The sequence below is a fragment of the Streptomyces sp. NPDC101191 genome (assembly GCF_044767915.1).
Lineage (GTDB): Bacteria > Actinomycetota > Actinomycetes > Streptomycetales > Streptomycetaceae > Streptomyces.
In genome coordinates, this window is record NZ_JBIWOU010000009.1 from 176,551 (window position 1) to 197,186 (window position 20,636).

Sequence of the window (20,636 nt, forward strand, 5' to 3'; positions counted from 1 at the left end):
TCACCAGCGGCGGTGCGGCAAGAGCGGCTCAAGCCAGAGAGCACGCACACCGCGGAGGGCAACCTCCGTCGTCCCCCGCGCCTCCGTCTCCCGGAGCCGCCTCGCACAGGAGAAGCACGGTGACCACCACTCCCCGACCACTCACGACGACTTCCCCGCCAACCCCCGACTCCGGGGCCCGGCGGCCTGAGCTGAACAGAGCACAGCGCGTTATCGTCGGCGGCGTCATCAGCGGCGTGGTCGTGATTGCTGGCATCGGATTCGCCGGCTCGTACGCCGCCGTGCGGGACCTCGCCGTCCGTAAGGGCTTCGGAACGTTCGCGCACGTCTTCCCGATCGGGGTCGACGCGGGCATCGTCGTGCTGCTGGCCCTGGATCTGCTGGTGACGTGGTTGCGGATTCCCTTTCCGCTACTGCGGCACACGGCCTGGCTGTTGACCGGCGCGACCATCGCGTTCAACGGCGCCGTCGCCTGGCCTGATCCTTTGGGCGTTGGGATGCACGGCGTGATCCCGCTGCTGTTTGTCGTGGCCGTCGAGGCCGCGCGGCACTCGGTCGGGCGCCTGGCCAACATCACGGCGGGCCAGGACATCGAGCCGGTCCGCCTCATCCGGTGGCTGCTCTCGCCCGCTCCGACCTTCGTGCTCTGGCGGCGGATGAAGCTGTGGGAGCTGCGCAGCTACGACAGCGTCATCAAGCTCGAGCAGGAGCGGCTGGTCTACAAGGCCCGCCTGCGCAGCCGGTTCGGGCGTGCGTGGAGGCGGAAGGCCCCGGTCGAGGAACTGCTGCCGTTGCGGTTCGCCCGCTACGGCGTCCCGCTCAGCGAAGGCCAGGACCTCGCGGCTCCGGCGGGACACACCCCCGCCGAGGGCAGCGCCTTGGAGGCGCACGTCACCGGCGCCCTCGCTATCGCCTCCAGCACGCAGCCCGCCGCCAGCATCGGCCCGGGCATGAACGTTCCTTCTCCGCCCGCGGCCGGGGCCCGTGCCGTCGAGTCCAGCGTGAATCCGGGAACGCTCGCGAAACCGGGCTCCGAGCGAGAAGCCGTGAACGGCGTGAACGGCGTGAACGGCATGGACCGAGCGCTCGATCGTGAACGGGGAACCGTGAAGCCGCGTGCCGACGTGAACGTGAAACCGCCGGTTCACGCCTTCACGGCCTTCACGGCCGACCCCGTGAACGGTTCATGGAAGAGCGCTTCACGCTCCAGCGTGAACGGGCGTGAAGGCAGCGCCAGTTCACGCCTTTCCCCGGTGAACCAGGCCCACGTGAACACCGTGAAGAGCGTGAAGCCGCAGGTCACAGCTAGCGTGAACGGATTCACGCCGAGCGTGAAGCTCCGTGAATTCACGCCTGAAGGCGTCGGCGTGAACCGCGCCGACTGGACCGTGAAGCAGGCGTTCACGCTGCGCGTGAACGACACGGCAAAGCGTGAAGCCGTCGGCGTGAGCGGGTGGCAGGACACCGTTAAACCGCTGACGGACGAAACCGTGAAGGGACACGCCGACGAGCGTGAAACGCCAGCCGTGAATCACGGCGCGGCAGGCGTGAACGTCGACGGCGCGAATTCACGCCGCCCGATGCGCCCGCAGGCTGCCAGCGGCCGGAAGCGTGAAGCCGTTCATGCCGTCGTCGGGCGGCCCAACCGGTTCAAGGCCGAGCGGGCAAGGCGTGCGGCCGAGTGGTTCGCCGCCAAGGAAGCCGACCCGGATCTGACCCAGCGTGCCTTCGCACAGAGCATCGGCAGGTCGGAGGCATGGGTGAGCAAGTTGATCTCCGAGGCGCTGGACGACGACGGAGGCACAGCGGATGGCTGAGCCTGCCGACCAGGAACTCCAGACCATCACGCGTCTGCCGTCCCGCTTCTCGGCCGACTCCCACATGTCGGCCGAGAAGCCTCACAAGGCACCGCTGACCTGCGAAGCCATCGACGACGACGAGAAGTTCATCCGCATGATGATCCACCTCGCCCTGAAAGGTGAGCGGATCACCGGAGCCTCCGAGGAGGGAGGACACGTGACCACCGCAGAAGAGCAGTCCGATCCGTTCCACGTGCCGCTGCCGGACGAGGTCCCGGTGCACAACAGCCCGGGGTCAGCTGGTGCTGGCGGCGGCCCGCAGCCGGCGGAACAGGCAGCTGCAACCCCTGTAGATGGGGCTGTAGATGTCCCTGTAGATGCTGTAGATGCCCAGGTCAGCGCCCTAGAAGGGGGTGAGACCGCTCCTCGGGGGAGCGGGGCCAAGGCTGTTATTCCGCCCATGCCGAGCAGGCCGCCGGCCGTGCCGAGCCCCACGCCCGACGAGCCTGCCGGCGACCCGGATTGGTGGCGCGTCTTCGGGGATGAGCCGACGGCCGCGGATGCTTCCAAGGCCGCATCGCGCGACGCCGAGCCTCCCTGGTGGGATGCCCTCTACAAGCACCAGGACGCGGACCTCGACACCTACACCGGGCACGTTCTGACCGTGCCGGCCGACGGCGAGGTACAGAAGATCCCCGAGGCTGAGCACCCGGAGCCGGACGAGGCGGAGGCCGAGGAGCCCTCCGCCCGCCAGCCCCCAGCACCCCCGCCTCCAGCGCCCCAGCAGCCGGTGAGCAAGCAGAGCGGCACGCAGCCGTCTGGGCAGCCGCGTCAGTGGAAACCCACCGCCAAGCAACTCGCCGACCTGGCCGCACGCCGCGATTTCGTCCACCGCTACGGGTCCGCTGCGCTCGCCGGATGGACCCTCCAGCTCGATGACGTCGTGCACGGCTGGATGAGCGCCGCCGCTACCGGCGACGACGCCATGGCCAGCTTCGCCGCGATGAGCGGTATGGCCCTGGGCTGGTGGGCGACCGCCCCCCGCGACCGCATGAAGTTCCCGGTAGCGTTCCGCTTGGCCGCGGTCTTCGGCGTCGGTGAAATCGGCTGGCTGTCCGGCCCCGACCTGATCCAGAACGCCACCGTCCCCGGAGGCACCCCCCTCGCTGAGGTGCTGCCCTGGGCTATCGGCCTCGGCACGGTCGGCGCCCTCATCTGGGCCAACATCCGCACCGCCCACTGGTGGGCACCCCCGCAGCGCTGGTTGTGGTGGTGGTCGCCCCGCTGGCTCTTCGTCCAAGTCCCGCTCAGCGCCTCCGCGCTCGCCTGCTGGTTCTACGGCACCCACTAACCCCTGAAGGAGAGATTGTTCGTGTTCACCATGCTCGCCGCCCCCGCCGCCCAGATCGGCACCAGCGGGAAGATCCTCGCGGGCGTCGGCTCCGGAGCCATCGCCGTCGCGCTGCTCCTGATCCTCATCCTCGGCGTGAAGGGCAAGGGCGGCCGGAAGCTGAACAGCGGTCAGGCGTTCTGGCTGGCCTTCTTCTTCGTCGCCCTGTGCACCGTCACCGGGGCCGCGTGGAACATCCTCCCCGACACCATCGGCATCGCAGGCGAAGGCGCCGCCGACGGCCTCTCCGGCGCCGGGCTGGGACAGTTCGGAGTCGCCGGTGTCGCCCTCATCGTGCTCGTGCTGTACCTGTACCTGTCCATCAGCCCCGCCCTGGGCGCCTGGATGGGCCTCGTCCTCTCCGGCCTGTGCACCGCCGCCGGAGGCATCGCCGCCATCCTGCCGACCATCATCGCGTCCATCGCCCGCGCCATCCTCATCAAGACCGGGGCAGCATGAGCGCCAAGAACAGCACGAAGGAAGTGAAGAAGGTGACGAAGGAGGCGCCGCAGGATCTCGGGACGCTGGTCGTTCAGCAACTCCCGCGCCCTGCCGACCTCGCACGAGGCATCGGGTTCGCACCCCGAGTGATCTCCTACGGCGTGTCAGCGTTCATCCGCGCTGAAGGAGGCAGCCCGCTCAACCGCGGTTGCATCGTCCTCGGATGCTCCATGCTGTTCCTGGTTGCCGCAGGGCGCTATCCGCTGCTGTGGTTGACGATCCCCGCCGCCTGGGTGTCGCTCGGCCTGATGGTCGCGCCAGTTCTGAAGCAGGTCACGACAGACACTCAGACGCCGAAGGCAGTCACCCTGACCAAACAACCGGCGGACGATGTGGACGAGAACCCCACCGAAAACGATCATGAAAAAACGGCGGGGGAGAAGCACCAGGCACTCAGCCTCGCTGACGCCGTTCTCCGCCTCCCCGTACTCGTTGAATACGCCGTAGCCGCCGCCTACCAGGGCAAGCCCAAGCGTGCCGGAGTCCACCTGGCCGACCTCCTCACCCGCCTCAAGAAGGCTCCCCAATGGGCTGCCATCCACGATTGGGATGTCACCCGCTTGCGCAAGGAACTGGAAGCCGACGGCATCCCCGTCACGAAGTTCCGAATCGGCAAGGATGTGACCCTCGGCGTACGCCACGACGGGCTTCACAAACACCTCGGCCGCACCCCCCGGCTACCCGTCCACCAGGTCCCCGACCTGACCCCCGGCGCACCGCCCTTCACCACCCCCGACGAGGGCGCCCCCACTACCCCCGATTTCGCCCTCATCCAGCACCCCGACGAGGCCGCCTAACCGCCCCTCCCGACCACCCGGCACAACCCCCGCCCACCACTCCCGGCGGGGGTGTGCCGTGCCCCCTCTCAAACCGCCCCTCTCCTCCCCCGCCCAGAGCCCCTACGGACTATCTACTAACCCCGTCTACAAGCCTCTGACCTGCACATCTACGGATCTCATCTACCTCGTCTACCCGCCATCTACCGCCCCATCTACCGGCGCAACCGTCTCCGCGCGCTCCGAACCCCTGTACCGTCTCACCCAACCCAGGTAACGACACACGGAGTTGGGATGGCGTGGCGATACAGGTGCGGCACCTGCCAGCAGGAATGGCCGTGGATGGGGCGCAGGAACGCAGAGGAGATCCAGGCCGACCACCGGAACACGCGCCACGACGGCGCGGCCCCGTTCGGTGAGGAACTCGTCTCGGACGCTCAGCGGGTCGGCTTGGGCGAGTTCGCGGGCGGCGGCCTGAAACTGCTCGGTATCCTCGTCGCTCTGTGGATCATCGCCACCCTGTTGGACGTCATGCACTGAGCTGACCGGCGCGGGGTGTCAGTGGGGGGCGGCAACATCACCCACAGGAAGGACACCCCACCCGTGACCATCGCATGGTCCCCCTACGTACGCCGACGACAAGGACCAAACGACCGACGAGCAGTCCCGGGTCGGCGCCTACCTCGCTGACCGGCTCGACTCGTTCCACGAGTACGACGAGCCCGACACCCGCTCCCGCCGGCAGAGTTCGCAGCCGCCGCCTGGTACGTCGCCACACCGCCGGTCATGGCCCCCGGATACGTCCGCCTCCGCCCCGACTTCACGCGGGTCACGCTGGAGCACCACGACGAGGACCCGGCGCACTGGTTGCTGTCATCGAGCTGCCACTCACCCACAGCGCGTTGTCCCCCTGCATCCCGTACACGTGGGGCGATGGGAGAACGACCGGTACGCGTTCACCGACGATGGCCGCGGCCCCCAGGTACGCGCCACGGCGACCGTGCGCGGGCAGATCACCGGCCAGTTCCCGGGCCCCCCATGGCGACCAGCCGGGCACGGCCTCACGCTCGACGCGCAGCACTCCGTGCGCTGGCTGGTCGACTGGATCAACAGCGCGGCGTACCCGATCGTCGCCAAGCTGCGGGGAGAGGCCATCCGGTGAGCGGCGCGTTCCTCGAACTCCTCAGCCAGGCCCACGACCTACAGCGGTCGGCAGATGAGCGCATGGCGCCGCACCCTCCACGGGCCGCCCCTCACGCCGGCGGATGATCCCACGTACTGGCGTAGCCGTCTCGCCCCTTCCGGGCCCGCATCGTGTTCGGGGCGGAGGCCCAACGGTGATCGCCGGACCGCACCGGCAGAAGGGCGGCGGCCCGCCACTCGGCGCGAGCGGGTCCCGGCGCCGTCAGCCCCTGGGGAATGCGGGCGACCTGGCCACGAGGACGGCGAGCGCCAGGACCAGGAGCAGCACGAGCCCGCACCGTCCCGGCCGCGCAGGCTCCGGCCCGCAGGATCACCCGCCGCCGGTACACCCCGTAGCAAATCACCTGGGAACAAATCGGACACTCAGGAACCCAGCTGCCTTCCGCTGTGCCTCCCTGCTCACACACACGAGCACGGCCGGAGAGGACAAGGGGGGCCGGTCGGCTCCCATGCGTTCCACACCACACCATCCGAGGAGAGACACCATGAGCAGCATCCCGATCCGCTGGACGAACCCGGGGAACGCGCAGGCGATGGCAGCCGAGGTCAAGGCCGCGTACATGCTCCGGATCAAGCTGATGAGCGACGACGGCGAGGGCATCACGACCCCGGAGGCTCTGGCCGCCGAAGAGAAGGCCGACGCCATGGACGCCGAGTTCACCCGCATCTTCGGAGCCGCGTACACGCATTTCCTGCCCTAACCGGGCCACACACCAAGCCAACAGCCACCGACGGGAGTTCACCCATGCCCACCGACCCCCTGACTCCGGACGAGATCCAGCAACGCACGGACGCCGCCGAAGCGCTCGGCCAGAGCGGCGACGCCCGCGGAGCGGCCCACGCCTACGACCAGCTCGGCAAGTTGATCCAACAGCGGTGCGGCCGGTTCGACCCCCGTGCCGTCGACGCCTACGAGGCCATGTCGCGCTGGGTCGCATCCCCCGACTACCGCCCCTGACCAGGACGGCAGCCCCCGTAAGTGAGGGCTGGTTCCTCAGATTCGGGAGCCAAGCGAAGAGCCCCGGCACACGGCGGGGCCCCCTTCTCTGAACTGAGTACTCGAGCTGCGGGGGCGGCCGGGCAGAGCCGTGTGGTGCGGGCGCGGCTCGGCCGCCCAGGTCAGCGGATGCCGGTGTGGGAGTGCCGGGGCAGCTGTGCGTAGTGCTGCGCTTCGGCGGCAGGCGCGTCCGCCAGGGCCGCCTCATCCTGTGCCTGGCGTTCTTGCTGCCGGCGCCGGAGGTCCGCCGCGACCGTTCGCGTGCGGCGTTCCTCCTCAAGCTGGCGCAACTGCGCCAGCCGCCTGTGCTCGTCGTGCTGTTCCTCGGCCATTCGACGCGTCCTTCCGTATCCGGTTCCGTACGCTGGCGGTCAGCGGACGCCGACGCCAACGTTCTGCTGGTTCTGCTGGGCGTTGTGCTGTGCCTCGTCCACGGTGGGGTCCTTGGCGGGCGTGGTCTCGGCGGGTGCCGGATGGGCGGCTTCGCGGGCCTCCTTGCCGGCGATCAGGCGCTCGCTCACCTCCTTGAGCCGGTCTTCATGGCCCTCCAGTAGCTGGGCAACGTCCTGATCGGTCGCGGTCTGCTCGGCCGGCGCCGGACGGGTCTCCAGGTTGCCCGGGTGCGGGCGCTCCACGGTGCGGTCGCGGCGGGGCAACTGGGGCAGCGCAGCGGCCGTGGCCGGTTCGGCAGTGGCCGACGGTGAAGGGGCAGCCGGCGTCGGTGCCTGCTCGGGCTCCGCAACTGCAGGTGCTTCGACGCCCTGGGCGGCTTCGGGCTGGGCCGCGGCGCCCGGGGCATCGACCGGCGGGGATGTTGCCGCAGCGGCCGCGCCCTTCTGCAGCTCAAGCAGGACAGGCAGTTGCTGCTCCAGCGGCGCCAGTCGTGCCTGTACCTCGCTGATGGAGGCCTTCAGGACGGAGCGCGGCTTCAGAACGCTGGGCAGGCCGACCACCTTGAGGGTTTGAAGCACGGCCAGCGCCCGCTCGGCCTGGGCGTGGCTGAGGTTCAGCTCATCGGTCGCACTCAGCGCGAGCGGCGATGCGATCGCGCCCTGCCCGACAAGGTGCTCCGCCACGGCACGGACCTGGTCGGCGCTGAGGTCTGCCTCCAGCGCCTCGGCAGTGAGTTCGCGCGGACCCGCGATCTCCTGAGCGAAGCGGTCGGCGAGCTCGTTGAGGAACTGGGCGTCACGGTGGAAGGGGTTGTTCTCCACCCGGCGGCGCAACTCATCGATGAGCACGAGGCGGGACTCCACCGGACTGTCGGTCTGCATCCCGGCGACGAACTCACTGGGCGGAAAGGAGGCTTGGGTGCCCCATTCCTGGACGCCATCGGCACCGGCAGCGGCGATCTCCTTCTGGGCAAGGAGGAATCGGATCTGCAGATCCGTGCGCTCCTGAGGCGTAATGTGCTGGGCGCGCAGTTCCTCGACGACGGTGCGTGACTCCTCGAACAACGCATCCAGGTATCGCTCGGGAGGGGCGGTCTCGTAGTGGCCGACGTCGCGCTGTTCGTCCGCTCCGAGGGTGCCACGCATGCGTTCCAGGCGCTGCTCGGCGTAGTGGTAGATCATGGCGGCGATATTGCGGCGCCCGGAGGTGCCGCGGTCCTGGTTGTCGTAGCGCGCCATGACGGCCCGCGCGATTCCCGAGATCATCTCGAAGCCGCGGAGCTGGGCGGTCTCCACCATGCCGTGCAGGCGTACGTCGAGGGTGAGGCGGTGTCCGGCGCGGCGGGCGCGGCCGGCCATCTCGCTCAGCGCGGTCATCAGCTCGGAGGCTTCGGCCAGTTCCGGGGCGGCGGCCGCGCCGGTGGACAGTGCGCCCTCGAGTTCCGGGTCGTCCAGGTCGTCCAGTCCAAGATCCGCTTCGGGGGCGTCCGGCTCGGCCCGCCGCAGTTCCTTGTTGAGCTTGTGGACGTGGGCGATGAGCAGGCGCGGGGTGTCCAGCGCCTGTACGGAGTCCAGACCGGAGGCCCGGGCTGCATGGTCTTCTGCGACCCGGGTGAGCAGGCGCATGGCCCGTCCGCCCGGTGTCTCGCGCTGTCCGCCGGCATCGAGGACGGCGCTGAGCTTGGCGGCGTGCCGGGCGATGAGGCTTGCGGCCAAGGTAGTGATCTTGGCTGCGTGGATTGCGGCCTGTGGGGTTGTTTCTGCTTGTTCGTTGAGGCGGGAGAGTACGTCGTCGACTTGGCTGCGGATGTCGCGGATGGCGTGCCAGCTGGGGTCGCCCCAGTAGTAGGCCTGGTTGTCCTGCGCGGTGGCCAACGCGTTGTGGATGCCGGTCAGGTCGCGGGGGCCCGCCTGGGGTGGCGCGTCAGCGTTGTCCAGGGTCCGTGCGAGGCGCAGGCCGCGCTGAAGGCTCGCCATGCGCACGCTGCGCTCGAGCTCCTCCACCGTCATGGCGGCCGGGGCATCGGGGGACAACGTGGGCACGGGCGGAGTGGGTTCGGTCTGCAGTGGGGTCGGTGTTGTCATCACGGTCTCCGCGTCACGTCTGGCTGGGTGCGAATGGGGTGGGCTGGCCGGCTGCGAGGGCGTTTGCCTCGGCTTCCTTGTGCGCGGACGTGCGCTGGTTCTTGCGCACGCGGGATGTGGGCGCCGGGCTGTCGGTCGGGTCCGGCTCGCCGTGGGTCTCGCTGCGCTTTTGCTGGTCTGCGAGGAGCTTGCTGACCAGTTTGTGGATCCGGGCCTCGTCGAGTTCGCCGGGATCGGCTGCCGCGGGTTCCGGGCCCGGGGCGGTCGTCGCGGGCGCCGGTTCGGCGGCCGGTTTGCGCAGGGCGGGCGGGGTGGCCGGCCGGGCGAGCAGGGTGTCGATGTCGGAGGGGCGTGCCAGGACCGTCCGGGGAGCGTCTGCCCGGTAGGGGCCGAGGATCTGCTGTTCCTCCAGGCGGTGCAGGAGGCGGTCGGCACGCTCGGCGGTGACGTTCATCGAGCGCCGGAGTGTGAGCGGTGAGGCGTCCTGGTGGGAGGTCACCAGGAGGGCGGCGCGCCGCAACTGGGTTGCGGGAATGGGTCCGTGCGGGTCTGCTCCGGTCGGGACGGTGCCGATCAGGCGCTGATGGTAGGCCCAGGCGACGCCGTTGTAGAGGTCGGCGGTGGGGTCGTAGGGGTTCCCGTCCTCGCCGGTGTGCGGGTCGGTGTCGCGCAGTTCGGCGACGCGGGCGGTGAGCCGGTCGATCAGGAGGTCGTGGGCGGCAACGAGGTTGGGGACCGGTGGTGCTCCGGCGATGAGGTCGTTGTCGGGCAGGAAGTCGGACTCCGGCGGCAGGCCGTGGAGTTGCTCGTAGCGGGCGCGCCAGCGAGCCCGGTTGATGATCCACTCCTCTTGGAGTTCGCCGCGTTCGGCGAGTGTGGTGGTGGGGGCGGCCATGCGGCGCTCGAGGTCCCGCTCGATGTGGGCTAGGTCCTGCATGCGCCGGTCGGCGCGCACGGCGCGCGGGGCAGGCAGTGCGGCGGGATCCTGTCCCCGCAGGCGGGCGACCGTGCGCTCCAGGCGGGTGCTCAGGGCGGTGAGGCGGATCTTGGATGCGACCGTGGCCAGACCTTCGAGGACCCGGACGAAGGCGGTCTTGGTGCGGTTCATCAGCTTCTCGCCGTCCGGGCCGCGCAGGCGGCGCAGGGCGGGCTCGGAGGCGTCCATCTGGGCCACGAGGTCGGTGATCTTCTCGTAGAGGGTGCCGGGAAGGCCGATGGAGTACGGGCGCAGCGCGGCGAGGGCTTCGTGCGCGCTGTGGTGGGCGACGGTGAGGTCGGCGGCCGGCGGCACCGGTTCACCGGGGGGAAGGGCTGCGGCTTCCTGGGTGATGCCGCGGAGCTCGGCTGTTTCCTGGCTGAATCCGTTGTCGAGTTCCTCCCAGGTCTGTTCGGCGCCGGGGGCCTCTTCCTGGATCCAGGAGCCGTCGTTGCGCAGGACCCAGATGTGGTCGTTGCCCGCGAGGTGGTTCAGGGCAAGATCGGCGTGGCTGGCGGTGTAGAGGGCGACGGCCTGTTCGGCACGGTGGCGGATGCGTTCGTCGCCTGCGTCGGGACCTTGGGCGATCGTGTCGAGGAGGTCGGCGAGCTGGGCGGGGGTCGGCTGGGCGGGGAACTCCGGCGGGATGATGCTGCGCACCGCATTGCGCCAGGTCTGGCTCAGTGGGGTGCCGAGCAGTCCGGCGGCCTGGGCGGCGCGCCACTCCACCGCGGCGAGCAGTTGGGGGCCGGTCATCTCGATGAAGCGGCTGTAGGACAGGCGCAGCGAGTCGTTGCGTGAAGGGCCCAGCCACACCACAACGGTGGGGTCCTCGCTGGTCTGGTCATCCCCGGACGTGCTCAGATCGATGCCGTGGACGGTGCCCAGCTTCAGGGGCTGAGGGAGCCGGCCGGGTTCGGGGCTCTCGGTGGTGTGCTGGCCGAGGCGCTCATGCACGGCCGTGTGCAGGGCGTACGCCGCGGTGGTGCGGTCGGTGTACTCGACCGGCGGCCCGTCGACCGGGTCGACCGGCGAGGGCAGGAACATGCGCAGTACCAGTTCCCGGGATTCGGGGTCCGGTTCATTGGCCGGCGTGCTGGTGGGGGGCACGGGCTTGTTCGCGCCTGTCCCTGCGGGCCACTGCCCGGGCCGCCGGTCGGCTGCGGGTTCTGCGCCGGATGCCGTCGTGGTCCGGGCCGCGGAGGCGGATTGGCGGCTGCGGACGTGGGAGTCGTTCGCGAAGTAGCCCTCGGGGTCTGCCGCGAGGAGGTCCAGGGCCTGTTCGTAGACCTCGTTCTCGTAGTCGTCGTGGTGCTCCCCCGGCCCGAGCAGCACCGCCGTGGCGGTCATCCATCCGCGGATGCCCCACTCTTGCTGTAGCCGCTTCGCCCAGGTCAGCGCGGCCTGCTCGAGCGCGGCCGTGTCGCCGGGGGCTTGAGCCTGCACCGCCTGGTGGATGTAGCGCGCGGCCTCGGCGGCGATGAACCGGGTACGCGGCAAGTCCTTGACGGAGTCGAAGGCGTGGTTGGCGCGCTCACTTTCGTCCGCGAGCTTCAGCAGAGCCGCCTCGACGATGGCATCGAGGAGTGGCCGACGCTGTTCGAGGGCGGCCAGCACCGGCGCGGCACCGTCGCCGCCGGCTTCGATGTCCTCCTCCCACAGCTTTGCCGCGTCCTTCGCGCCCGGGGCGGTGGTCACCTCCGTCGGGGCAGGGGCGCGCAGGAGTTCGTTCGACTTGCGGAGCAGGACCTTGTGTCCGCTGTCGTCCGCGTCCAGGAACATGATGTGGGGGCGGGGATCGTCGCGGTCGAGCCCTCGCAGCTCGGCGAGTTGGCGCTCGCTGATGTCGGCCCCCATGGGGGCGCCGACGACGGGGCGCCGGTCGAGCGGCAGGGTGGCGGCCGCGCGCGCGACAGCGATCACGTCGAGGTAGCCCTCGACGCTGACCCGGGGCCCGCTGCTCCCGGCCAGGGCTTCGGCCTGGGCAGGGTGGTAGAGCCCGAAGAGCAGCTCGCCCTTATTGAACAGGGCCGCGTCGTTCGAGGTGTTGTAGTACTTCTGGCTCTGGCGTTCCTTGGCCTGTTCTTCGGTCTCGCCGGGCCGGTCGATGCGACGCCCGCTGAAGCCGACGATGTCGCCGTGCTCGTCGTGGATCGGGAACATGATGCGGTCGTCGAAAGCGTCGATCAGCGCACCGGGCTTGCTGCGGGTGGCGAGGCCTGCGTGCAGGAGCTCGTCTTCGGTGAAACCCTGTTCCCTCAGCGCACGAACCATGACATCCCAGCGCTTCGGCTTTGCTCCCCGGTCGGAGGGCGCGTAGCCCAGGCCCCATTCCTGCTGTACCTCGTCGGGCAGCTTGCGCTCCTGGCTCAGGTAGGTGCGGGCCAGTTCCGCGTTCGGGTCGCTGCGCAGATGCTCGGCGAAGATCTTGGCTGCCGCGTTGTTCACGGCGATCAGCCGGTCACGCGGGACAGGTAGCACCGTGGTGCCTGCGGACTCCGACAGTGAGCCCTGACCGGGCTGGGAGGTGTGCTCGAAGTCAATGCGATAGGAGGCGAGTTGCTGTTCGGGGTGCTGCCGCAGCGCGTTGTTGAGGGCGGTGCGCAGCGTCTCCGCGAGTTCGCGGTCGCGCTCGGGGGTGCCGCTGGTCTCCAGAGTGATCGTGACGGTGCCCGGGGCGGTGAGGGCGCCCGTGGCATCCAGGGTGACGCCGCCGTCGGACAGAGCGGTGCGGACCAGTGCCGTGATCTGAGCGACGGGGTCCGCCTGAGCCGCAGCATCCGGAGCGGCGGGAGGCGCGGCGACGGTCTCCTGACCGGTGTCTTCGGCCCTTGCTTGCCCGTCGGTGGCTGCATTCGGGGTGGAGGCTACCGGTGTGGAGGTGGCTGCCGTCCGAGCCGGGGACGTCGGTTGAAGCTCCTGTTCAGAGGGTGGGGCGGGAGCCGGTTCCGGCGCCGGTGGCGTGCTGGGTGACGTGGCCTCGGCTTCCGGTGCTTCAGCGGGCCCGTCAGGTGCGGGAGCCTGCGGGGCGGTGGGTTTCTGCGCGGTGTCATCGGCCATGGTCGGCTCGGCGGTCGCGGCCGCCGGGGAGGGCGAGTGCGTCGGGACAGGGGCTTCCTGCTCCGCCGGGTCGGGCGTGGGTGTCGGTGCGGTGCCGGACGCGTAATCGAGGAGTGGGCGTTCGCCGGGGTCGCTCCCGTTCAGCCACCCGGTCACAGCCGTCAGCAGTGTTTCTGCAGTGACCGTCGCCAGCTCGTCCCCGCGGATGGAGACGGCCCGGGTGTCCCCGGCCGTGTCGGGCGGGGTGAGACCGAGGTAGAGCGTGGGCGTCTCACCCTGGATGACCATCGCGTACACCGGGCGGCCGTAGATGTGGGCGAACTGTTCAACGGAGGGCAGCCCGCCGGCCAGGTGGGTCCGGGCGTGGGCGAGCAGGCGCGGAGCGGCTTCCTCGGCGGTCAGGTGGGGGACCTCACCGGAAAGCTCGAGGACGGGCATTGGAATGTCGTCGTCCAGGTCCACAGCCATCGTGGTGGCCTCCTGTGCCGTCTGGGGTGCCGGCTCGGCAAAGTCCTCCGCGCCGTCGGATTGCTGAGTGATCTGCCGGGCGCGGAGCGGGATGTACTGGCCGAGCTCCATCGGGCCGTCCTCGGTCTGCTGGCCGAAGGCGAGGAACTGGCCCTCGACGGCCCTTTCGTACAGATCGCGCAGCAGGTCCGTGCTGCTGGTGCGCGCGGCCCGGGCGAAGAAGATCTTCGCCATGGTCATTTGCCCGCACTGGATGTGGTGGCCCAGTCGTTGTGCGAGGTGCGCGCGGTGGCCGTCCTCGTCCTGGCCCTCGCCGAGCGCGGCCTGCAGGGCGAGCAGGGCGGTAAGTCCGGGAATGCCGAGATCGCCAGTGTCGGCCAGGGTGGCTGCGGCTTCCGCCGCTGCCGGAGTGAGCGCCAGCCACTGTTCGTGCTGGTCCAGCTCTGCCAGCAGGGCCTCGTGGGCCGCGGCATACGCGGCCGCGTCCGGGTAGGGGGCAGCGGTCTCCGGGGCAAACTGCGGGTCGCGCGAGCTGGTTTGGTTGGGGGCGGCAGGTTCTTCGGCTGGGACCGCGCTCGGTGGAGCACTGGTGGCCACGGTGCCCTCCTCACGTACGGCGGCCGGTCGGGGTTGCGGGCGGACCTCGGAAGCGGCGACGGCGTTCTCCGACCCGCTGCCGGGCTCGGGGACAGTTGCAAACTCCGTTTCCGGTGCAGCTGGCTCGGTGCCGGGCTCCTCCATCCCGCCGGTGGACGCAGGTGCGGCCTCGGTGGGACGAGCGGTGGTGTCGGGGCTGCCCTCGTGCGCGGGGGCCTCCGCCATGTGTCCGGCCGACTCTGGGGTGATCTCGGCGAGCGCGGGCATGGCGGTTGCCGGTCCGTCGATGGCTGGCGGCACCGGGGCGGCGCCGGCCTCGTGGGCCATGGCCGGTGCCGAGGCGAGGGGAGGCTCGGGATGGACTTCGTTGGTACGAGCCTCCGTCGGCTGTTCCACCACCTCCTCGCCGGTTGCGGGTTGGTCCTGCGCGGCCTGTTCCTGGGCCGGGCCCTGTCGCTGTAGCTCCTCGCGGCGGGAGCCGTCGTCGGCTTCGGCTTCAGCCGAAGCGTTAGCCCCGGAAGCGGAGCCGTCGTTGGACGGAGTCGCCTCTGCTCCTGCGAAATCGGCGTCAGTTGCTTCCGGCCCGGCGGCCGGCTGATCGAGGGGCGCGCCCTCCTGCGCTTGCTCACGTGCGGGCGCGGCGGTCTCGGTGGCAGGCATGACTGGGGCGAGCGGTGTCTGACCGCCAACCTGGGCGCCGCCAGCTACTTCCGAGGCGCGCTCTTCAGCGGTTGTCGCTACGGCAGGGAGGGGACGGGGCTCGACGGTGCGCCAGGTCTGCCGGCGGTCAGCCACCGTGTCGACCGTGTCGGTCTCGCCCAGCGCGTACGCGCGCAAGGCGTTGGCCACGTACTGCGCGGCTTCGGCCACAGTCTCTGCCGCAGGCAACTGCGGATAGCCGACGTCCGTGTTGCCGAGTCTGCGCAGCTCTCCCGTCCAGCCAGCCGCGTCCTCCAGCACGTGGACAATGGTGGCGGCATCCAGGCCGTGTTCTTCGGCGTGGTCACGGACCGCGTCGAGGTATGTGATGACGATGCCTCGAACGCGGCTCCGGTGGAGGTCATCCGCCTGCACCCCCTGGTTGGTCTTCCACTGCGGGCTGCGGACGTTTTGCACGTAGTGGTCGGTCGCTTCCTTGCCCGCCTCCTCCAGCGCGGTGCGCAGATTCAGTACGGCCCGGGTCGCGTACCCGTGGGTAACAGGGTCGGACAGGGTTTCCAGCGCGGCAGCAGCGTTCTCGTCGTATTGCGCCAGCGGATGTTGGTGCGTCCAGTACTTGTGGTCTGCGCCCGCCGCGAGGGCTGCGACATCGCGGGCCGTCGAGCGAGCGGCTCGTTCAGAGGCCTCGGCCGCCATGGCGTAGGTGGCCGCCTCGCTCTCCTCATTTATCGGGCCACCTCTCCTGTGCCATGCGGCAGGCAGAGGCGCAGGGGCAGGCGGCAGCGGGCCTCCTCCGCTTGCGTCGGGTAGCGAGAGGCCGTACAGGGGTGCGTAGTCGATGGGTGGCAGCGGCGCCTGATCGACCATCTCGGTGTCCGGTGGGACAGAGGGCAGGGTGATGTTGTGGAGCGTGCACCAGTCGAGGCCCCGATCGGAGAGGCGCACCTGTCCGTCTACTTCGCGTGCCAGTCCCTCCTGCATGACCGTTCGGAAGTGGCCCTGTGAAGGTGCTTGACGGATGGGGCGCCGCGGGTTGGTCTGCATGAACACGCCGTTGACCACGCTGATGGTGCCGCGCGCGATCTGAGCGAGGACCTGGCGTCGTTCCTGGGAAAACCGGGGCAGCTCTGCTCCCGGGTCGCCCGTCGCAGAGGCGGATTCCACTCCAGCATCGGCTTGAGCGTCTGGCTCTGCTGTCACGGCGGCCCCCGGTTCGGCGAACAGGGAGGTCTGTTCATGGACGCCCGCCAGTCGGATGTCGGCGGCCTGCCCCCCTCGCAATGCGGTGTGGCGCCGCTCGCCGAGTTCCGAAAGCCGCGCAAAGCGGTCCTTGGGCCGGGCGGGGTCTACAGGGGGTACTTGGATGAGGCCGAGCGCGCTCAGAGTCCACAGCGCGAGGGTCGTCCAGTCGTCGGTCTGCTCGGTGGCTATGCCTTGGTGGTTGTGGAGGTACCACGACCCCAGAGACCGGGAGATGACCCCGCGAGCCACGGTGTCCAGAGCCTTCTGCTCATGCTCGTTCAGTTCCACCGCGAGCGGGTCACGCTGGTCGGCATGCCTGGCGGCATGCCGTCGCACCATGGGCATGATGTCGCGTTCGCTGCTGACCGTGCCGATCTGCTTCGACTCCCAGTCGCGGGTCGGATCGGGGATGTACCGGACGCTGTACTTCTCGCGGGACATTCCCGGTGTGCGGTAGCAGTACCGGCCGCTTGGCAGGGTGATGTCGTAGTCGCCGTCGAACCGGCTGGCATACCCCTCGAAGCTCTCTCCCGCATTGGGGTCGATTCCGAGGACTTCGCCTGCTGCCGCGTTCTGCGCGAGCCTCTCGCGCAAGCGTGCCTCGAAGTCGGTGGCCAGGGTCTTCGCATCGGTCTCGGCCGGGGCTGGCGGCGGACTGCTTGCGGGGGAAAGTTGGCTGGGTGACTCGGTGACTTGGGAAGCAGCAGCGGCCACGGGGGCGGGCTCGTCCTGGGACGTGAGCGGCTCGGGGAACGCCGTGGGAGCCTCGTCATCGTCCCGGGACGCGACGGAGGACGCCTCGGCCAGGGCGGAGGGTGCGTCGGCCAGCCACCCCTCCGGCTCGACGGTTTTGTCTCCAAGCTCGGGGTTGGGGGGTTGAGTGGGCGCCACGTCGGCGGCGGGTGGGCTGGCGGGTGCCCCGGCAGTGGCGTTCTGGCCCCGCCTCGGCGGCAGTTCGCTCGGGGGCGCCGCAGTTGCACGCTCGCCATCGCGGTCGTCATCCTGCCCCAGTTCAGCGGCCAACGCTTCCGGCTCTTGGGCCGGAGCCGTGCTGGGGGCTTGGATGAGGTTGGATTCCTCGCCATGGCTCATTGCCATCCAGCGCCAGAGCCGCTGCGCCAACTCCGCCATGTCAGCGTGCCGGGCGGCCTTCTCCGTGCTGATCTGGGGGATCTGGTCGTCCTCCAGCAGCACCGGCTTCTCACGGACGGCCCGCATCGCGTGCGGGTCCAACGGCGGCAGACGCCGGGCCGCCGATTTGCGCTCCTCGTTGTTCATCCACGGCCGACGCGCCCGCGCGTACCGCGTGTCATAGGCGGCGCGTTCATCCGCGTGTAGCCCCTCCGGGTACAGCGTCGCGAGGTACAACGCTTCCCGCCCCATGTCCGAGGGGTGCAAGGGCGTCGAGGTCCCGCTGTCCGTACCCGTCTGCAGGAAGCCGGCCGCGCGCAGCATCGCAACCCGCTCAGCGTTCACCTTTCGTCCTGCCACGACGCCACCGTCGGCGGTCGTCTTCAGCAGACGCGGGGTGCCGGTCTCGTCGAGCCAGAGGCGACCTTGGTACGCATGAGCCATGTCCGCGGCGAGTGTCGGCCACCAGCCCAGTTCGGGCACCGCCCTCTCGGCACGCCAGCGAGCCTGCTGCAGCCGGTCACGGTTGGCGGCGTCCATGCGTGTCACAGCGGTCAGTTCCCTGTCCTGCTCTGCCTTTTGCTTGTCGAGCTCTGCCTGCAGCTGTGCACGCGCTTCCGCCTGCCGGGCTCGCTCTGTTGCGGGCTTGAGCCCTTCGAGAACCTCCTTCAGGGCATCTGCAGTCGTGGCGACACCAGCCGCCCGCTGGGTCTCCACTGCTGCATTGATCACCTCGGCCGCGTGGTACTCCAGCCGCGACTTCTGTCCGTCGGCGTGCGCCTCTCGTGCCCCGCCGTGATGGCGTTCAGCAACGAGCCAGTGGGCGTGGGCGGCGTGCATCACCTTCTCCAGCCGCTCCTCGTTGCGGGTCGAGGCCCGCGACGCAGCTCGCTGCGCCCCGTCGGCCGCCTTGTCCGCGTACTGGAAGGCCCGGTCGGCTACGTCCATGAGGGCTGCGATGTGACGTTGTTCGTCGTATTCCTCCTGCCCCTGGCCCAGAGCCAGGGGCAGGTCGCTCCCCTCCCCGGGGTCTGTGGACACGGCGGTGGTGTGCTGCGTCTGCTGGGTGTCGGCTTGGCGCTTCGGCGCGGCGTTCCGCCCATCCGGTTCGGTGTCGGAGGCGAAAGGCGTCTGGTCACTCTCGTTCGTCGAGGGTTGCTGAGGAGGTTCTCCGAGCGCTTCTGGGTCACCGCGTGCGTCGGCGTCCGCCCCCTGGCCGCTGGTGCTGCGGGGGCTACGTGCCGCGCTGCGGGGAGTCCCAGCGACGGCACGACCATGCGTCTGGGCTGTTGTGTGCGCTCCGGTAGGCCTGTCCTGGCCCGGCAGGTGGGGGTGTTCGGATCCACCCGGAGGCCTGTGTCCGGGTGCGAGGACACGAGGCACGTCTTCGTCTGCGGACCAGCCCGGGGCTGATGCGGGGGGTGCCATCCCTGACGGCGGTTCGTCCTCCGCTGTCCAACCGGAACCGGTCGCGTTCATCGAACCCGGCGCTGCTGCGGGCGTGTCCAACACGCGCGGCGCGTCCTCGTCGCTCGCCCACCCCTCGGCCACAGCGCCAAGGCCCGAAGGGGCCTCCTCCTCGCCCCAAGCGCCGCCTGGGCTGTTCGTGACGGCGGGCCCGTCTGCTTGCCCAGCGTCCAGCCCGGATGCGGGAGCGCGAGGAGCATCGTCGACTGCGGACCGGCCTGGGGCCGCATCCGGAGCGGCCAGGCCCGACGGCGGTTCCGCGTTCGCCGCCCAACCCGATGGAGTCGGGGACGTGGGCTCCGTCGCGGGCATGTCCAGGACACGGGGTATGTCCTCGTCGCTCGCCCAGCCCTTGGCCACAGCGCCAAGAGCCGAGGGTGCTGCCTCGTCCCCCCACGTCCCGTTCGCGCTGGTGCGGACGGCTGAGCCGTCTGCCTCCACGGCGTCCTGCTCGGGTGCGAGGACGCGGGGGGCATCGTCTGTTGCGGACCAGCCCGCGACGGGTTCGGGAAAGGTCAGACCTGACGGGGGTTCTTCCTCCGATGCCCAGCGGGAGTCGGGGGCCAAGGCGCGCGGTGCGTCGTCATCGCTCGCCCAGCCCGCGGGGACGTCATCGAGCGCCGACGGTGCCTCCTCGCGCCACGCCCCGTTCGCGCCGGTGCTGGGCGCCGAACTGTCCGTTCGCCCAGCGTCTTGTTCGGGGGTGAATACGCGCGGAACGTCGTCCGTTGCAGCCCAGCCGGCAGCCGCGTCGGGAAGCGTCACCCCAGACGGCGGGGGCTCCTTAGACGTCCAGCCCGAGTCGGGTGCCATGGCGCGGGGGGCGTCCTCATCGCTCGCCCATCCTTGGGGCACCGCGTCGAGAGCCGGCGGGGCTTCCTCCTCCCACGCGTCGTCCGTGCTGGCTACGACGGCTGAACTGCCTCTTTCCTCCGCGCGCTGGTCAGGTGCGAGGACGCGGGGCACATCGTCCGTCGCGGACCAGCCGGCAACCGCGTCCGGAAGTGTCAGCCCCGACGGCGGCTCTCCCTCCGACGCCCAGCCGTCAGGTGCCAAGGCGCGCGGTGCGTCGTCGTCGCTCGCCCAGCCCGCGGCTACGCCATCGAGCGCCGATGGAGCCTCCTCCCCCCACGCCCCGTCCGCGCTGGTGGTGGCCGCTGAACCGTCCGCTTGCCCGGCCTCCCGCTCACGTGCAAGGACCCGCGGGACTTCGTCTGTTGCGGACCACCCTGGAGTGGGTGCTGGGACCGACAGCCCGGATGGAGCATCCTGTGCCCAGGCCGAATCAGGCGCAGGCGCGGGGGCACGCGCCGCTGTGGACGTGTCAAGGACACGTGGTGCATCCTCGTCGCTCGCCCATCCCCGGGCCTCCGCATCGAGCGCTGGTGGAGCGTCCTCCTCCCATGCGCCACCCGCACTGGTGGTCACGGCTGAGCGCTGTGCTTCCCGAGCGTCCTGCTCGGAGGCGAGGACGCGCGGGGTGTAGTCCGCCCCGGTCCAGCCGGCGGCTGCGTCCGGGAGCGCCAGCCCAGAGGGCGGGTCTTCCTCCGCCGCCCAACCCGTATCGGGTGCCAAGGCGCGGGGGGCGTCCTCATCGCTCGCCCATCCCTGGGCCACCGCATCGAGAGCCGATGGTGCGTCCTCCTGCCACACGTCGGCTGCGTCGTGCGGCTGGATCGGGAATTCTTCGGGAGCGGTGGCCAAGGTGTCACCTCGTTGATGATCACGGGTGGCGGGCGGGCCGCCTACTTTCCCTGGGGCAGATCAAGTGCCTTTCGACGCTAGGGATCACGGCCCTGCGCGGCCGCCGTGTACCGGCGGGCCTCCCGCCTGGAGGGAAGAGCGGCCCAGAAGATTGGCGGCCGATTCCCCCAGGCGGTCCGTGCCCTGCT

At 70.2% G+C, this 20,636-nt stretch carries 11 protein-coding genes; 8 read left to right on the top strand and 3 right to left on the bottom strand.

Annotated features, from left to right (window positions below):
• The first annotated feature begins 191 nt into the window (after positions 1 to 191).
• From ACIRQF_RS30830 to ACIRQF_RS30865, 8 genes are all read left to right on the top strand, one after another.
• Positions 192 to 1,817: a DUF2637 domain-containing protein gene (locus ACIRQF_RS30830; RefSeq protein ID WP_404097576.1), complete on the top strand. Its 1,626-nt coding sequence runs from the start codon at positions 192 to 194 to the stop codon at positions 1,815 to 1,817.
• Entirely contained in the window at positions 1,810 to 3,150 is a 1,341-nt protein-coding gene (locus tag ACIRQF_RS30835; protein WP_404097105.1) for a hypothetical protein, read from the top strand. Before ACIRQF_RS30830 ends, ACIRQF_RS30835 begins: the two co-directional genes overlap by 8 nt.
• A 21-nt stretch (positions 3,151 to 3,171) precedes the next feature.
• Positions 3,172 to 3,648 (top strand): hypothetical protein, encoded by a 477-nt coding sequence (locus tag ACIRQF_RS30840; protein WP_404097108.1) that lies wholly within the window; start codon positions 3,172 to 3,174, stop codon positions 3,646 to 3,648.
• Positions 3,645 to 4,487, top strand: a complete 843-nt coding sequence (locus ACIRQF_RS30845; protein ID WP_404097111.1) for a hypothetical protein — start codon at positions 3,645 to 3,647, stop codon at positions 4,485 to 4,487. The genes ACIRQF_RS30840 and ACIRQF_RS30845 overlap by 4 nt, the downstream gene beginning before the upstream one ends.
• 321 nt (positions 4,488 to 4,808) lie before the next feature.
• Complete coding sequence (locus ACIRQF_RS30850; protein ID WP_404097114.1) at positions 4,809 to 5,006, top strand: hypothetical protein; 198 nt, start codon at positions 4,809 to 4,811, stop codon at positions 5,004 to 5,006.
• Positions 5,007 to 5,391: 385 nt separating this feature from the next.
• The gene (locus ACIRQF_RS30855) at positions 5,392 to 5,628 is read left to right on the top strand and encodes a hypothetical protein (RefSeq protein ID WP_404097117.1); all 237 of its coding nucleotides are present in this window, start codon (positions 5,392 to 5,394) and stop codon (positions 5,626 to 5,628) included.
• 526 nt (positions 5,629 to 6,154) lie between these two features.
• Positions 6,155 to 6,370, top strand: a complete 216-nt coding sequence (locus tag ACIRQF_RS30860; RefSeq protein WP_404097120.1) for a hypothetical protein — start codon at positions 6,155 to 6,157, stop codon at positions 6,368 to 6,370.
• A gap of 44 nt (positions 6,371 to 6,414) precedes the next feature.
• Positions 6,415 to 6,627, top strand: a complete 213-nt coding sequence (locus tag ACIRQF_RS30865) for a hypothetical protein (RefSeq protein WP_404097123.1) — start codon at positions 6,415 to 6,417, stop codon at positions 6,625 to 6,627.
• Between the two features lie 161 nt (positions 6,628 to 6,788).
• Here ACIRQF_RS30865 and ACIRQF_RS30870 read toward each other — a convergent pair whose 3' ends face one another.
• The 3 genes from ACIRQF_RS30870 to ACIRQF_RS30880 are packed head-to-tail and all read right to left on the bottom strand — an operon-like array spanning position 6,789 to position 18,318.
• The gene (locus ACIRQF_RS30870; RefSeq protein WP_404097126.1) at positions 6,789 to 6,998 is read right to left on the bottom strand and encodes a hypothetical protein; all 210 of its coding nucleotides are present in this window, start codon (positions 6,996 to 6,998) and stop codon (positions 6,789 to 6,791) included.
• Between the two features lie 39 nt (positions 6,999 to 7,037).
• The gene (locus ACIRQF_RS30875; protein ID WP_404097129.1) at positions 7,038 to 9,143 is read right to left on the bottom strand and encodes a hypothetical protein; all 2,106 of its coding nucleotides are present in this window, start codon (positions 9,141 to 9,143) and stop codon (positions 7,038 to 7,040) included.
• A gap of 13 nt (positions 9,144 to 9,156) precedes the next feature.
• Positions 9,157 to 18,318, bottom strand: a complete 9,162-nt coding sequence (locus tag ACIRQF_RS30880) for a hypothetical protein (protein WP_404097132.1) — start codon at positions 18,316 to 18,318, stop codon at positions 9,157 to 9,159.
• Positions 18,319 to 20,636: the final 2,318 nt, after the last annotated feature.